Below are 13044 nucleotides of genomic sequence, written 5' to 3' on the forward strand. Positions count from 1 at the left end.
GTCACGTCCGACAGCCTGCCCGATTCGCCCATCCGGTACAACCTCACCCCCGGGTTGCGTGTGATGGACTCAACTCCGGCTTGACGGCGCGCGGCGGCGTGGCAGTATTGAGCCCGGCCCGCTCAACTCTTCCGCCGCCGGTCCCCACCGACGGCTCCCCGGGGAGCGGCGCGGCCGCCAAGGCAGCAGCATTCTCGACCCGGAGGACCGGTAATCATGGCACGAGCGGTCGGCATCGACCTCGGAACGACGAACTCCTGCGTCAGCGTTCTCGAGGGCGGCGAGCCCACCGTCATCGCCAACGCGGAAGGCTCCCGCACCACCCCGTCGATCGTCGCGTTCGCCAAGAACGGCGAGGTCCTGGTCGGTGAGGTGGCCAAGCGCCAGGCGGTGACCAACCCCGACCGGACGATCCGGTCGGTCAAGCGGGAGATCGGCACCACCTGGTCGATCGACATCGACGACAAGAAGTACACCGCGCAGGAGATCTCCGCGCGGGTGCTGATGAAGCTCAAGCGGGACGCGGAGGCGTACCTCGGCGAGACCATCACCGACGCGGTGATCACGGTCCCGGCGTACTTCAACGACGCCCAGCGGCAGGCCACGATGGAGGCCGGCGAGATCGCGGGCTTCAACGTCCTGCGGGTGGTCAACGAGCCCACCGCGGCGGCGCTCGCGTACGGGCTGGACAAGGGCACCAAGGAGCAGACCGTCCTGGTCTTCGACCTGGGCGGCGGCACGTTCGACGTCTCGCTGCTGGAACTGGGCGAGGGCGTGATCGAGGTCAAGTCGACGTCCGGCGACAACCACCTGGGCGGCGACGACTGGGACGAGCGGATCATCGACCACCTGGTCAAGACGTTCCGCGGCCAGCACGGCATCGACCTGGGCAAGGACAAGATGGCCCTGCAGCGGCTCAAGGAGGCCGCCGAGAAGGCCAAGATCGAGCTGTCCGCGTCGAGCACGACCAGCATCAACCTGCCGTACATCACCGCCGGCCCCGACGGCCCGCTGCACCTGGACGTGAGCCTGTCCCGGGCCGAGTTCCAGAAGATGACCCAGGACCTGCTGGACCGGTGCAAGCACCCGTTCGAGCAGGCGATCAAGGACGCCGGGATCAAGGTCTCGGACGTCGACCACGTCATCCTCGTCGGCGGCTCCACCCGGATGCCCGCGGTCGCCGAGCTGGTCAAGCAGCTCACCGGCCGGGACGCCAACAAGGGCGTCAACCCGGACGAGGTCGTGGCCGTCGGCGCCGCGCTCCAGGCCGGCGTGCTCAAGGGCGAGGTCAAGGACGTCCTGCTGCTGGACGTCACCCCGCTCAGCCTCGGCATCGAGACCAAGGGCGGCATCTTCACCAAGCTGATCGAGCGCAACACCACGATCCCGACCAAGCGCTCGGAGATCTTCACCACGGCGGACGACAACCAGCCGTCGGTGCTGATCCAGGTGTTCCAGGGCGAGCGGGAGATCGCGGCGTACAACAAGAAGCTCGGCACCTTCGAGCTGACCGGCCTGCCGCCGGCGCCGCGCGGCGTGCCGCAGATCGAGGTCACGTTCGACATCGACGCCAACGGCATCGTCCACGTCAACGCCAAGGACCTGGGCACCGGCAAGGAGCAGTCGATGACGATCACCGGCGGCTCGGCGCTGCCGAAGGACGACATCGACCGGATGATGCGCGACGCGCAGGAGCACGCCGACGACGACAAGCGCCGCCGCGAGGAGGCCGAGGTCCGCAACGGCGCCGAGCAGCTCCAGTGGCGGACCGAGCAGTTCCTGGCCGAGAACGGCGAGAAGCTGCCCGCGGACGCCAAGGAGCCGATCAACGACGCGCTGAGCGACCTGCGGTCGGCGCTGGGCGGCACCGACATTGAGAAGATCAAGACGTCCAGCGAGAAGCTGAACGAGGTCTTCAGCAAGGCCGGCGCCCAGATGTACGAGCAGGCGGCCGCGGCGAACGCCGAGGCACCCGGCGCGGCGGGTCCGCAGGCCGGCGGCGCGCCGGGCGCGGCGGCGGGCGGCCAGCCCGGCCAGCCGGGCCCGCAGGCCGCCGCGGCGGACGACGTGGTGGACGCCGAGATCATCGACGAGGACACGAAGAAGTGACCTCGGGCAACAACCTACGCACGGAGGTGGGTTCGTGAGCGATCGCGAGGAGGCCGGCAGCGAGCGCCTGGTCATCCGGGACAAGCGCAAGATCGGTCCCACCGCCGGCGCGGGGCGGCACGCGGCCCAGGGCGACCCCGGCGACGCCGCCGGGGAGCCCGCCGCGGGCGAGGCGGCCGGCCCGCTGGCCGCCGAGCTGGGTGCCCTGCGCACCGAGCTGGACGAGCGGACCAAGGACCTGCAGCGGGTGACCGCCGAGTACGCCAACTACCGCAAGCGGGTCGACCGCGACCGGAGCCTGGTGGCCGAGCAGACCACGGGCGCCGTCCTGGCCAGCCTCCTGCCGATCCTGGACGACCTCGACCGGGCCCGTACCCACGGCGACCTGGTCGGGCCGTTCGCGGCGGTGGCCGAGCAGCTCACGGCGACCCTGCAGAAGTTCGGCCTGACGGCCTTCGGCGACCCGGGCGACGCATTCGACCCGACCGTGCACGAGGCCGTCACGCACCTCACCTCCCCGGAGGTGTCGGCCCCGACCTGCATCGAGGTCATGCGCCGCGGCTACTCGCTCGGCGACCGGCTCCTGCGCCCCGCTCTGGTGGCCGTCGCGGATCCGGCATGAGCGGTGACCGGGGGATTCCTGCGGGGACTCCCCCGGTCACCGATGAAGAAGGGGTGGAGGTGACGGGGTGAGCAGCAAGGACTGGCTGGAGAAGGACTTCTACGCCGTACTCGGCGTGACGAAGACCGCGACCGGCGACGAGATCAAGAAGGCGTACCGCAAGCTCGCGCGCGAACTGCACCCCGACCGCAACCCGGGCAACGCCGAGGCCGAGGAGCGGTTCAAGGCCGCCTCCGAGGCGTACGGCGTGCTCAACGACGACAAGCAGCGCCGCGAGTACGACGAGATGCGCACGCTGTTCAGCTCCGGCGCGTTCCGCCGGGGCGCGAGCGGCGGCGGCCCCGGCACGCCCGGCGGCTTCGACCCGAACGACCTGTTCAACGGCGGCGGCGCCGGGGCCGGCCGGTTCGGCGGCTCGGCGTTCAGTGACCTGTTCAGCACGATCTTCACCGGCGGCGCGGCGGCCGGCGGCGGCCCCGGCCAGGCCGGGCCGCGCGACCGGCGGGGCGGGCCGGCCCGCGGCCGGGACGTGGAGACCGAGGTCACGCTCGACTTCGACGACGCGGTCCGCGGCATCACGCTGCCGCTGACGCTGCGCTCGCCGGGCGTCTGCGACACCTGCCGGGGCAGCGGCGCCAAGCCGGGCACCACGCCCCGGCGCTGCCCGTCCTGCCAGGGCACCGGCCTGGTGACCCGCAACCAGGGCGCGTTCAGCTTCTCCGAGCCGTGCCGGGAGTGCCAGGGCGCGGGCACGGTCGTCGACGACAAGTGCGCGCAGTGCAAGGGCACCGGCGGCGTGACCACGTCCCGCACGCTGACCGTCCGGTTCCCGCCCGGCGTGGCCGACGGCCAGCGCATCCGGCTGGCCGGGCGCGGCGAGCCCGGCGCCCGCGGCGGTCCGGCCGGCAACCTGTACGTCACCGTGCGGGTCAAGGGCGACCCGCTGTTCGGCCGCAGCGGCGACGACCTCACGCTGACCGTCCCGGTGACCTTCGCCGAGGCCGTGCTGGGTACGGACCTGCGGGTGCCGACGCTGGACGGCGCGGTGACCCTGCGCGTGCCGCCGGGCACCCCCAGCGGCCGGACCCTGCGGGCCCGCGGCAAGGGCGTGCCCCGGCGCGACGGCAAGCCCGGCGACCTGCTGGTCACCCTGGAGGTGACCGTGCCCAAGGGCCTGTCCGACAGCGCCCGCAAGGCGCTGGAGGAGTTCGCCGCGCACACGCCGAAGGCCCCGCGGGACCACCTGCTGAGCCGGGCGCAGCGCCATGGCTGACCGGGAGGTCCGGGTCACCGTCGAGCTGGCCTCCGACGACAAGGTCCTGCTGATCTCGGTCGCCGCCCGGCTCGCCGGGATGCACCCGCAGACGCTGCGCCAGTACGACCGGATGGGCCTGGTCCAGCCGGGGCGGGCGGCCGGCGGCGGCCGCCGGTACAGCACCCGGGACGTGGCGCTGCTGCGGGAGATCCAGCGGCTGAGCCAGGAGGACGGGGTCAACCTCGCCGGGATCAAGCGGATCATCGAGCTGGAGCAGCTCGTCGGGGACCTGCGGGACCGGATCGCGGCGGTGGAGGCGGAACTGGCGGCGGCGTACGCGCGGCTCCGGGAGCGCGAGGGGTACTCGGCCTTCCCCCGGGAGGGGCTGCTGCCGGTGCACCGGCCGAGCGCCGCGGTCGTCGTCTGGCGCCCGAACCCGCCCCGCCGCCCCGCCTGACGCCCGGTCGTGGGCTCGGCCCCGGCGCCGCGGCGCGCTAGCGTGGAGGGGGATCGACTCTTTCTGCGGAGGTTGCGGTGGGCATCGGGGACGCACTGAACAAGCTGGGTGACCTGGCCAAGAAGAAGGCCAAGGAGGACGACGCGCTCGTCCGCAAGGGGATCGACGCGGCCGGCGACGCGTTCGACCGGGTCACCAAGGGCAAGTACGCCGGCCAGACCGACAAGGTGCAGGAGCAGCTCCGGAAGAAGGCCGAGGAGCACAAGCGCGACCAGCACTGACGTACGCCGGCGCGGCCGGGGGTCAGGCGATCTCGCGCGGCTCCCGGACCAGCCCGCCGGCGCACCAGTCGCGGTACGTGTACAGCTCCGGCCGGACCAGCAGCACCCGGCAGTTGTGCGCCCAGGTCAGCATCACCGTGTCCCCGCGCGCCTCGGCCTGCTCGACGAGCCGGCGCAGCCGGCGGCGCGGGTGGTGCCGGAACTCGGTGCGGATCGCGTCGGCGGCGTAGATGTACAGGCAGTGCAGCGCGAACCGGCGGGCCGGGCAGGTCGGGTCCAGCGCGAGCGCGAACAGCGTGCCGACCAGCCGGTCGCCGGTGACCAGCAGGTCGAAGTCCTCGGGCAGCTCGCTGATCGGGACCGAGTCGGGGTCGTGGGCCCACGCGCGCAGCTCCGCCGCGGTGGGGTCGACCACGTTCGCGAAGCCGCGCACCGGGCGTCCGAGTACCACGCGCCGTCTCCCACCCAGCCGGACATCGAAGACGATCACGCTAGCGCGCGAGCGCCGCCGGCGGGACGACCGAGCGGTTGGTCCCGGCTAGCCGGTCGGGCGGTCGAGCGGCACGGGCCGGGGCGCGATGAGCCGGCGGAACCAGCGGGCGTCCGGCAGCCGGGCCAGCAGCGGCGCCGTCACGACCGTGATCAGCACGTACGCGGTCGCCAGCGGGGCGAGCTGCGGGTGCACGCCGGCGGTGAGGCCGGCGATGACGATGGAGAACTCGCCGCGCGGCATCAGCGCCAGCCCGGTCCGCCACTGGCCGGGGCGGCCGATGCCCGCGCGCCGGGCGGCCCGGATGCCGGTGACCACCTTGGTGATCATCGTGACCAGGGCCAGGCCGAGGGCCGGCAGCAGGACCGGCGGGATGTCCTCGGGGTTGGTGGAGAGGCCGAAGAAGACGAAGAACACGACGGCGAACAGGTCCCGCAGCGGGGCCAGGATCTCGGTCGCGCTGTGCGCCACCTTGCCGGACAGCGCGATGCCGACGAGGAACGCGCCGACCGCGGCGGAGACGTGCAGCTTCGCCGCCAGGCCGGCGACCAGCAGGGACAGGCCGAGGACGCCGAGCAGCAGCACCTCGGGGTCGTCCGGGTTCATCATCTTCGAGATCGCGTTGCCGTACCGGACGGCGACCACCAGGACGACCAGCACGGTCGCCACGGCCACGCCGAGCGAGATCGCGCCGGCCAGCACGCCCGCGCCGAGCAGCAGGGCGCTGAGCAGCGGCAGGTAGAACGCCATGGCCAGGTCCTCGATCACCAGGATCGAGAGGATCACCGGGGTCTCCCGGTTGCCGACCCGGTTGAGGTCGCCGAGCATCTTGGCGATCACGCCGGACGAGCTGACCCAGGTCACCCCGGCCAGGGCGACGACGGCCACCGGGCCCCAGCCCATGAGCAGGGCGAACAGCGCCCCCGGGATGGCGTTCAGCAGGGCGTCGAGCAGGCCGGCGGGCAGCGCGGTGCGCAGGTTGCCGACCAGCTCGTCGGCCGAGTACTCCAGGCCGAGCATGACCAGCAGCAGGATGACGCCGATCTCGGCGCCCACCTCGATGAAGTTCTCGCTGGCGGCGAGCGGGAGCAGCCCGCCGTGGCCGAACGCGAGCCCGGCGAGCAGGTACAGCGTGATCGGCGAGATGCCGACCCGGCGGGCCAGTCGGCCGAGGATGCCCAGCCCGAACAGCAGGGCCCCGACCTCGATGAGCAGCAGGGGGATGTGCTCGTGCACCTCAGCCGTCCGGATCGTCGTCGGTGAGCGTCCGGGCGGCGGCGTCCAGCCCGTGCCGGGTGCCGACCAGCACGACCACATCACCGGCGGCGAAGACGAACGCCGGTCCGGGGGAGGGGACGGTGTCGCCGCCGCGGAGCACCGCGACGATCGAGGCGCCGGTGCGGGTGCGGATGCGCGCGTCGCCGAGCGGCCGGTCGACGTACGGCGAGCCGACGCCGATCGGGACCTGCTCGGTGAGCAGGCCGCTGGCCTGCTCGCGGAGGCTGGCGAGCTGCTCCAGGATCAGCGACGCGCCGAGCAGGCCGGCGAGGGCGTCCGCCTCCTCGTTGGTGAGGGGGATCGTCGCCAGGCACGCGTCGGGGTCCTCGTCGCTGTACACGACGAGGTCGCGGCGGCCGTTGTACCGGGTCACGACGCCGACCCGGCGCCGCGAGGTGGTCACGAGGTCGTGCCGGACGCCGATGCCGGGGAGTTCGCTCTGCTCTATCCGTACCTGCACCCGGCAAACGTATCGCGTCCGCCGCGGCGCCGCCGCCCGCGCCCGGACCGCTCGGGTGGCCGGGTCAGGCCGCCGTGAGCGGGTCGGTGGGGCCGCAGTTGCGGGTGGGGAGGACAGCGGCCGGGTCGTCGTTGGCCCAGCAGACCCGCACCCCCGGTACGCTCCCGGCCCGCTTCGGCACCGCGAGCGTGGCCCGGAAGTCGACGCTGGCCAGGCCGCAGCCGGCGGCGAGCCGGACCCAGGTGGGCTTGGCGTCGGCCAGCCGCGGCGTGGCGTACGCCGCGTGGCAGGCGCGGCCGAAGTCGGCGGTGAGCCGGCCGGTGAGGAACACCGGGAAGGTCGGGCTGGTGCCGATGCTGGCCCCGTACTCGTACGTGCCGCTGGCCAGGCCGGCCCGGTCGTCGGCGGCCCAGAACCGCGGGTTGCCGTCGGCGGCGGCGGCCGGCGCGGCGGCGGCGAGGGCGGCCAGGGCGCCGGTGGCGGCGGCGAAAAGTTTGGTCATGCGGTGCATGCTCCCCACGGATCATGACGTTCCCGCGGACGCTCCGCGGTAATCGAGTGGAATATCCCCCTGATCGGCGGTGAACGGCGGCACCCGAGCGGGAATGGCCGCACCGTTCACCCGCGCGTCCCGGAGTTGAGCGGAATAGACTCAACTTCGCCCGTGTCTCACTTCCCGTACGCCCCACAGGGAGAGGTTGATGAACGCCGAACGCTTCACCACCAAGAGCCGCGAAGTCATCAGCGCCGCCGCGAGCGGCGCCGGCAGCCGCGGGCACGCCACCATCGAGCCCTGGCACCTGCTGGTCGCCCTGCTGGACACCGGCGGCTCCACCGCCGGCGCGCTGCTGCGGGCGGCCGGCGCCAACCCCGCCGAGGTCCGCCGGGGCGCCGTCCGGGCGCTGGAGGGGCTGCCGTCGGCGGCCGGCGCCAGCGTCGCCGAGCCGAGCCCGGCCCGCGAGTTCGTCAACGCGCTCGCCGCCGCCGAGGAGATCGCCCGGCCGCTGGGCGACGAGTACGTCTCCACCGAGCACCTGCTCGCCGGCCTGGCCCGCGGCCCGGGCGCCGTCGGCGACCTGCTGCGCCGGGCCGGGGCGACCGAGCAGCAGCTCGTGGCCGCCTTCCCGGCCGTCCGCGGCGGCGACCGCAAGGTCACCTCGGCGGACCCGGAGCAGACGTACCGGGCGCTGGAGAAGTACGGCGTCGACCTCACCGCGACCGCCCTGCAGGGTCGGATCGACCCGGTGATCGGCCGGGACGCGGAGATCCGCCGGGTGATCCAGGTGCTGTCCCGCCGGACCAAGAACAACCCCGTCCTCATCGGGGAGCCGGGCGTCGGCAAGACCGCGATCGTCGAGGGGCTGGCCCAGCGGATCGTGGCCGGCGACGTCCCGGACAGCCTGCGGGACAAGCGGCTGGTCTCGCTCGACCTGGGCGCGATGGTCGCCGGCGCGCAGTACCGGGGGCAGTTCGAGGAGCGGCTCAAGAGCGTCCTGGAGGAGATCAAGGGCTCGAACGGCCAGGTGATCACCTTCCTGGACGAGCTGCACACCGTCGTCGGCGCCGGCAAGGGCGAGGGCTCGATGGACGCCGGCAACATGCTCAAGCCGATGCTCGCCCGCGGCGAGCTGCGGATGGTCGGCGCGACGACGCTGGACGAGTACCGCGAGCACATCGAGAAGGACCCGGCGCTGGAGCGCCGGTTCCAGCCGGTGCTCGTCGGCGAGCCCAGCGTCGAGGACACGATCGGCATCCTGCGCGGGCTCAAGGAGCGGTACGAGGCGCACCACGGCATCCGGATCACCGACGCCGCGCTGGTGTCGGCGGCCGTGCTGTCGGACCGGTACATCGCCGACCGGTTCCTGCCGGACAAGGCCATCGACCTCGTCGACGAGGCCGGCTCCCGGCTGCGCATGGAGATCGACTCGCGGCCGGTGGAGATCGACGCGATCCAGCGGTCGGTGGACCGGCTGCGGATGGAGGAGCTGGCGCTGGCCAAGGAGTCCGACCCGGCCAGCGTGCAGCGGCTCGCCGAGCTGCGCCGCACCCTCGCCGACCGGACCGAGGAGCTGGGCTCGCTCACCTCCCGGTGGGAGGCCGAGCGGGCCGGGCTGAACCGGGTCGGCGAGCTGAAGAAGCAGCTCGACGACCTGCGCGGCCAGGCCGACCGGGCCCGGCTGGGCGGCGACCTGGCGTCCGCGTCGGAGCTGCTGTACGGCAAGATCCCGGCGCTGGAGAAGGAGCTGGCCAGCGCCGCGGCCAGCGCCGACGAGGCCGAGCCGATGGTCAAGGAGGAGGTCGGCGCCGACGACATCGCCGGCGTCGTCGCCGCCTGGACCGGCATCCCCGCCGGGCGGCTGCTCGAGGCCGAGACGGCCAAGCTGCTGCGGATGGAGGAGCTGCTCACGTCCCGGGTGATCGGGCAGGGCGCGGCCGTGCTCGCGGTCGCCGACGCCGTCCGCCGGGCCCGGGCCGGGATCGCCGACCCGGACCGGCCGACCGGCTCGTTCCTGTTCCTCGGCCCGACCGGCGTCGGGAAGACCGAGCTGGCCAAGGCGCTGGCCGAGTTCCTGTTCGACGACGAGCGGGCGATGGTCCGGATCGACATGAGCGAGTACGGCGAGAAGCACTCCGTCGCCCGGCTCGTCGGCGCCCCGCCCGGCTACGTCGGGTACGACGAGGGCGGGCAGCTCACCGAGGCGGTGCGCCGGCGGCCGTACTCGGTGATCCTGCTGGACGAGGTCGAGAAGGCCCACCCGGACGTCTTCGACGTGCTGCTCCAGGTCCTCGACGACGGCCGGCTCACCGACGGCCAGGGCCGGACCGTCGACTTCCGCAACAGCATCCTCGTCCTGACCTCCAACCTCGGCTCGCAGATCATCGCCGACCCGACGATGACCGAGGAGCAGCGGCGGGACGCGGTACTGGCCACGGTCCGGACGCACTTCAAGCCCGAGCTGCTCAACCGGCTGGACGACATCATCGTCTTCCACGCCCTGACCGGCCCGGACCTGCGGGCCATCGTGGACATCCAGCTCGACGCGCTGCGCCGCCGGCTCGCCGGCCGCCGGCTGGACCTCGCGGTCGGCGACGGGGCGCGGGCGTGGCTGGCCGAGCGCGGGTACGACCCGATCTACGGCGCCCGGCCGCTGCGCCGGCTGATCCAGACGGCCATCGGCGACCAGCTCGCCCGGGCGCTGCTCGCGGGCGACGTCCGGGACGGGGACACGATCTCCGTCGAGCTGAACCCGGCCAAGGACGGGCTGGCGGTCGCGCCGGTCCGCTGAACCGCCCCCGCGGCCGCGCCGGGCTTCGTACGGTCGGGGGGTGAGCCTGCCCACCGACCACCCGCCGGCGGTCGCGGGCCGGGCGTCGCCGGCCGGCGCCCGGCCGCGCCCGCCGGCCGCCGTGCGGGTGGCGGTCCGCCTGCAGGCGGCCGTCGCGGCGCTGCTGCTCGCGGCGGCGGCCCTGCTGGTCGCCGCCGCGCTGCGCGGCGACGCCGCCGTACGGGCCGCCGCGGACCGGCTGGGCACCCCGCCCGACCTGGTCGACGCGGCCCGGGACAGCGCCCGCGAGGGGCCGCTGATCGCCGCGTTCCTGCTGCTGCTCGGCGCGGCGTGGAGCGCCGGCACGCTGCGCCCGCTGTGGCGCGGGGCGGGCGCGGTCCGCGCGCTGCACGCCATCCTGGCCATCGGGCCGGCGGTGCTCGTCGCCGCCGTCCTGGCGCTGCTCGCCGTGCGGGACGCCGTCGGTGGCCTGTTCGGCGGGATCGCCACCGGCATGGCCGATCCGGACCGGGTAGCGCCGCGCGCCCCCTGCCCGCCGCTGGACTGCGAGACCGGCTGGGCGATGTCCGACGACGCCCGGCTCCGGCTCGCCGTCGCCGGGCCCGGGCCGTGGGTGGGGCTGGCCGCGGCGGCGGTGCTGGTCGCGGCCTGCCTGGCCGGGCCGGCGCTGGTGCTGCTGTACCGGCCGGCGGCGTCGGCCTGGTTCGGCGCGCTGCCGGCGTACGTGCCGGGGCGGACGGCGCCGGGCGCGCGCGGCTTCGACGTCCTCCGCGCGGACGCGTCCCGGCAGCCGGCGGACGGCGACCCGCTGCTCGCCCCCGATCCGTTGCTCGCGGGCGCCCCGGTGGTCGGCGGGGTGCCGGGGGACGGCGATCCGCTGTTCGGTGGGGACGGTGGCGACGTCCTCCTGCTGCGCGGCGGGCGGGCGGCGGCCGGGCCGCCGGTGCGGTCCGGGCCGGTGCCGGCCGCCGTGCGGCTCGCCGGGCGGGCGACCGTGGCGGTGGTCGCGCTCACCGTGCTCGCCGTCGGCTGGGTGCTGGCCTGGTACGGCCGGCTGGTCGAGGCCGCCCGGGACGTCGCCGCGGTCGGCGACACGCCGGTGGCCGAGCTGCGCGCCGGCCTGCACGGCGGGCTGGCGTACTTCGCCGTCGCGATGCTCCTGGGGGCGGCGCTGGTCGGCGGGGTGCTGGCCGTCGCGGCGGCCGGCCGCCCGGTCCCCCGGCTGCCCCGCCTGCTGCTCCCGCTGGTCGTGGCTCTCCTCGCGTACCTCAACCTCGGCGCCGGCGGGATCGGCTGGGCCGCGCACCGGGCCGCCGTCGACGAGGTGACGGACGCGATGCCGGCCGGTTTCACGTGGAGCGCGCTCGCGCTCCAGGCCGCCGCGCTGGCCGCGCTCGTCGTGAGCCTGTTCGCGGTGAGCACGCCCGCGGCGGAGCGGTACCTCGGCGCGACCGGCCACCCCGCGGGCGGCCGGCGGCAGCGGTGACCCGGCCCGGCGCGGCGCCGGGCCGGCGCGGGTTCCGCGCGCGGCGGCGGTGTCGCGTGCGCCGCGGCGGGCCGCGGGCGCGCACCGGCTAACGTGGGCGCGAGGAGCGAGGGAGGCAGGCGAATGGCGTACCCAGCGGTGGAGCCGCCCGGCCGGCGGCGCCCGACTACGGTCAGCGCGGCGACGGCCCTGGTATTCACGTACGTGGCACTGGCGGTGGTCGGCGCCGTCCTGTTCGTCGTCGCGCTGCCGGAGCTGCGCGAGTCCATCACGGCCGCGCCGCCGCAGGAGGGCATGTCGCGGGAGGCGATGGAGGCCGCCGCGATGATCGGCTTCGGCGTCGGCATCTGCGTGCTGCTCGTCGTCGCCATCGTGTTCGCGGTGCTGGCCATCTTCGTGAACCGGGGCCGCAACGGCGCCCGGATCACCCTCTGGGTGCTCGGCGGCCTCTCGGTCTGCTGCGGCGCCTTCGGCGTGGCCGCCGACGCGCTGTCGCTGGGCGGCGGGTTCCAGCCCAGCGGCGGGCAGGTCAACATCGAGATCCCGACCTGGTACCAGTGGTCGAGCAGCATCGTCGAGCTGGTCGCGGCGCTGGTCCTGCTGGTGGCGCTGGTCCTGCTGGCGCTGCCGGCGTCGAACGACTTCTTCCGCAAGCCGGAGGCCGGCTGGGCGGGCGGCGGGTACCCGCCGGGCGGCTTCCCGCCCGCGTACCCCGCGTACCCGGTCCAGCCCGACCAGCCCGCCGCCCCGCCGCACGGCGGCCCGGTCCCCGGCGGTCCCGTGCACGGCGGCCCGCCGCACGGCGGTCCGGCTCACGGCGGCCCGCCGCAGGGTGGTCCGGTGCCCGGTGGGCCGTTCCCGCCGCACGGCGCGCCGCCCGCGCCCGGCGGCGACACGCCGCCGCACGGCGGACCCGCGGCGCACGGCGGACCGGTGCCGCCGGGCGCGCCGCCGTACCCGGGCGGGCCGTCGGCCGACCCGACCGCGCCGCTGTACCCACCGCCGGCCGCGCCGCCCGGACCGCCGCACTACCCGCCGCCGGCGCCGCCGCCCGCACCGGGCGCGGCGTTCCCGCCGCCACTGCCGCCCGCGGCACCCGACCACCCGACGCCGCCGCCCGCGGCACCCGACCACCCGACCCCGCCGCCGGTACCCGACCCGCCCGCCGTGTCCGTGCCGCCCGCGGCGCCCGACCCGGCCCGGCCGGACGGGCCCGGCATCGCGCCGCCGGCTGCGGACACGCCGCCGGGTGCCGACGGTCCCGCCGGCGGGGGCGAGCGGCGGCCCGGCGACGCCGACCCGGACAGCCGGTAGGCGCC

General features: G+C 75.2%; 12 protein-coding genes. 8 read left to right on the forward strand and 4 right to left on the reverse strand.

The features are described 5' to 3' along the window. The first annotated feature begins 216 nt into the window (after window positions 1–216). From dnaK to IEY94_RS09225, 5 genes are all read left to right on the forward strand, one after another. The gene (dnaK, locus tag IEY94_RS09205) at window positions 217–2109 is read left to right on the forward strand and encodes a molecular chaperone DnaK (RefSeq protein WP_189169658.1); all 1893 of its coding nucleotides are present in this window, start codon (window positions 217–219) and stop codon (window positions 2107–2109) included. A gap of 34 nt (window positions 2110–2143) precedes the next feature. After that, window positions 2144–2731 carry a nucleotide exchange factor GrpE gene (gene grpE / locus IEY94_RS09210; RefSeq protein ID WP_189169659.1) on the forward strand — a complete coding sequence of 196 codons (588 nt, stop codon included), beginning with the start codon at window positions 2144–2146 and terminating at the stop codon, window positions 2729–2731. Window positions 2732–2798: 67 nt separating this feature from the next. After that, window positions 2799–4004, forward strand: coding sequence for a molecular chaperone DnaJ (dnaJ, locus tag IEY94_RS09215; protein ID WP_189169660.1), 1206 nt, complete (start codon window positions 2799–2801; stop codon window positions 4002–4004). Further along, window positions 3997–4443 (forward strand): heat shock protein transcriptional repressor HspR, encoded by a 447-nt coding sequence (locus IEY94_RS09220; protein WP_189169661.1) that lies wholly within the window; start codon window positions 3997–3999, stop codon window positions 4441–4443. Before dnaJ ends, IEY94_RS09220 begins: the two co-directional genes overlap by 8 nt. Window positions 4444–4520: 77 nt before the next feature. After that, on the forward strand, window positions 4521–4724 hold the full coding sequence (locus IEY94_RS09225) for an Rv0909 family putative TA system antitoxin (RefSeq protein WP_229783458.1): 204 nt from the start codon (window positions 4521–4523) through the stop codon (window positions 4722–4724). A gap of 22 nt (window positions 4725–4746) precedes the next feature. On the opposite strand, the gene IEY94_RS09230 is transcribed toward IEY94_RS09225, so the two are convergent. The 4 genes from IEY94_RS09230 to IEY94_RS09245 form a co-directional block, all read right to left on the reverse strand. Continuing rightward, on the reverse strand, window positions 4747–5175 hold the full coding sequence (locus IEY94_RS09230; RefSeq protein ID WP_189169662.1) for a hypothetical protein: 429 nt from the start codon (window positions 5173–5175) through the stop codon (window positions 4747–4749). Between the two features lie 87 nt (window positions 5176–5262). Then, window positions 5263–6450 carry a cation:proton antiporter gene (locus tag IEY94_RS09235; RefSeq protein ID WP_229783459.1) on the reverse strand — a complete coding sequence of 396 codons (1188 nt, stop codon included), beginning with the start codon at window positions 6448–6450 and terminating at the stop codon, window positions 5263–5265. A gap of 1 nt (window position 6451) precedes the next feature. Then, window positions 6452–6952, reverse strand: coding sequence for a cation:proton antiporter regulatory subunit (locus IEY94_RS09240; RefSeq protein WP_189169663.1), 501 nt, complete (start codon window positions 6950–6952; stop codon window positions 6452–6454). 64 nt (window positions 6953–7016) lie between these two features. Then, a complete protein-coding gene (locus tag IEY94_RS09245) occupies window positions 7017–7454 on the reverse strand; it encodes a hypothetical protein (RefSeq protein WP_189169664.1) in 438 nt (145 codons plus the stop codon). 199 nt (window positions 7455–7653) lie between these two features. Between IEY94_RS09245 and clpB the strand changes: the two genes are divergently transcribed. From clpB to IEY94_RS09260, 3 genes are all read left to right on the forward strand, one after another. Further along, on the forward strand, window positions 7654–10239 hold the full coding sequence (gene clpB / locus IEY94_RS09250; protein WP_189169665.1) for an ATP-dependent chaperone ClpB: 2586 nt from the start codon (window positions 7654–7656) through the stop codon (window positions 10237–10239). Window positions 10240–10279: 40 nt separating this feature from the next. Further along, entirely contained in the window at window positions 10280–11725 is a 1446-nt protein-coding gene (locus IEY94_RS09255) for a hypothetical protein (RefSeq protein ID WP_189169666.1), read from the forward strand. 123 nt (window positions 11726–11848) lie between these two features. Beyond that, window positions 11849–13039 carry a hypothetical protein gene (locus IEY94_RS09260; protein ID WP_189169667.1) on the forward strand — a complete coding sequence of 397 codons (1191 nt, stop codon included), beginning with the start codon at window positions 11849–11851 and terminating at the stop codon, window positions 13037–13039. Window positions 13040–13044: the final 5 nt, after the last annotated feature.

It is taken from the genome of Pilimelia anulata, from assembly GCF_014647895.1.
Taxonomy (GTDB): Bacteria; Actinomycetota; Actinomycetes; order Mycobacteriales; family Micromonosporaceae; genus Pilimelia; species Pilimelia anulata.

Coding starts and splice junctions, on each gene's coding strand:
- clpB (WP_189169665.1), top strand. CDS start 7,654: ATGAACGCCGAACGCTTCACCACCAAGAGCCGCGAAGTCATCAGCGCC.
- dnaK (WP_189169658.1), top strand. CDS start 217: ATGGCACGAGCGGTCGGCATCGACCTCGGAACGACGAACTCCTGCGTC.
- IEY94_RS09260 (WP_189169667.1), top strand. CDS start 11,849: ATGGCGTACCCAGCGGTGGAGCCGCCCGGCCGGCGGCGCCCGACTACG.
- IEY94_RS09220 (WP_189169661.1), top strand. CDS start 3,997: ATGGCTGACCGGGAGGTCCGGGTCACCGTCGAGCTGGCCTCCGACGAC.
- IEY94_RS09245 (WP_189169664.1), bottom strand. CDS start 7,454: ATGACCAAACTTTTCGCCGCCGCCACCGGCGCCCTGGCCGCCCTCGCC.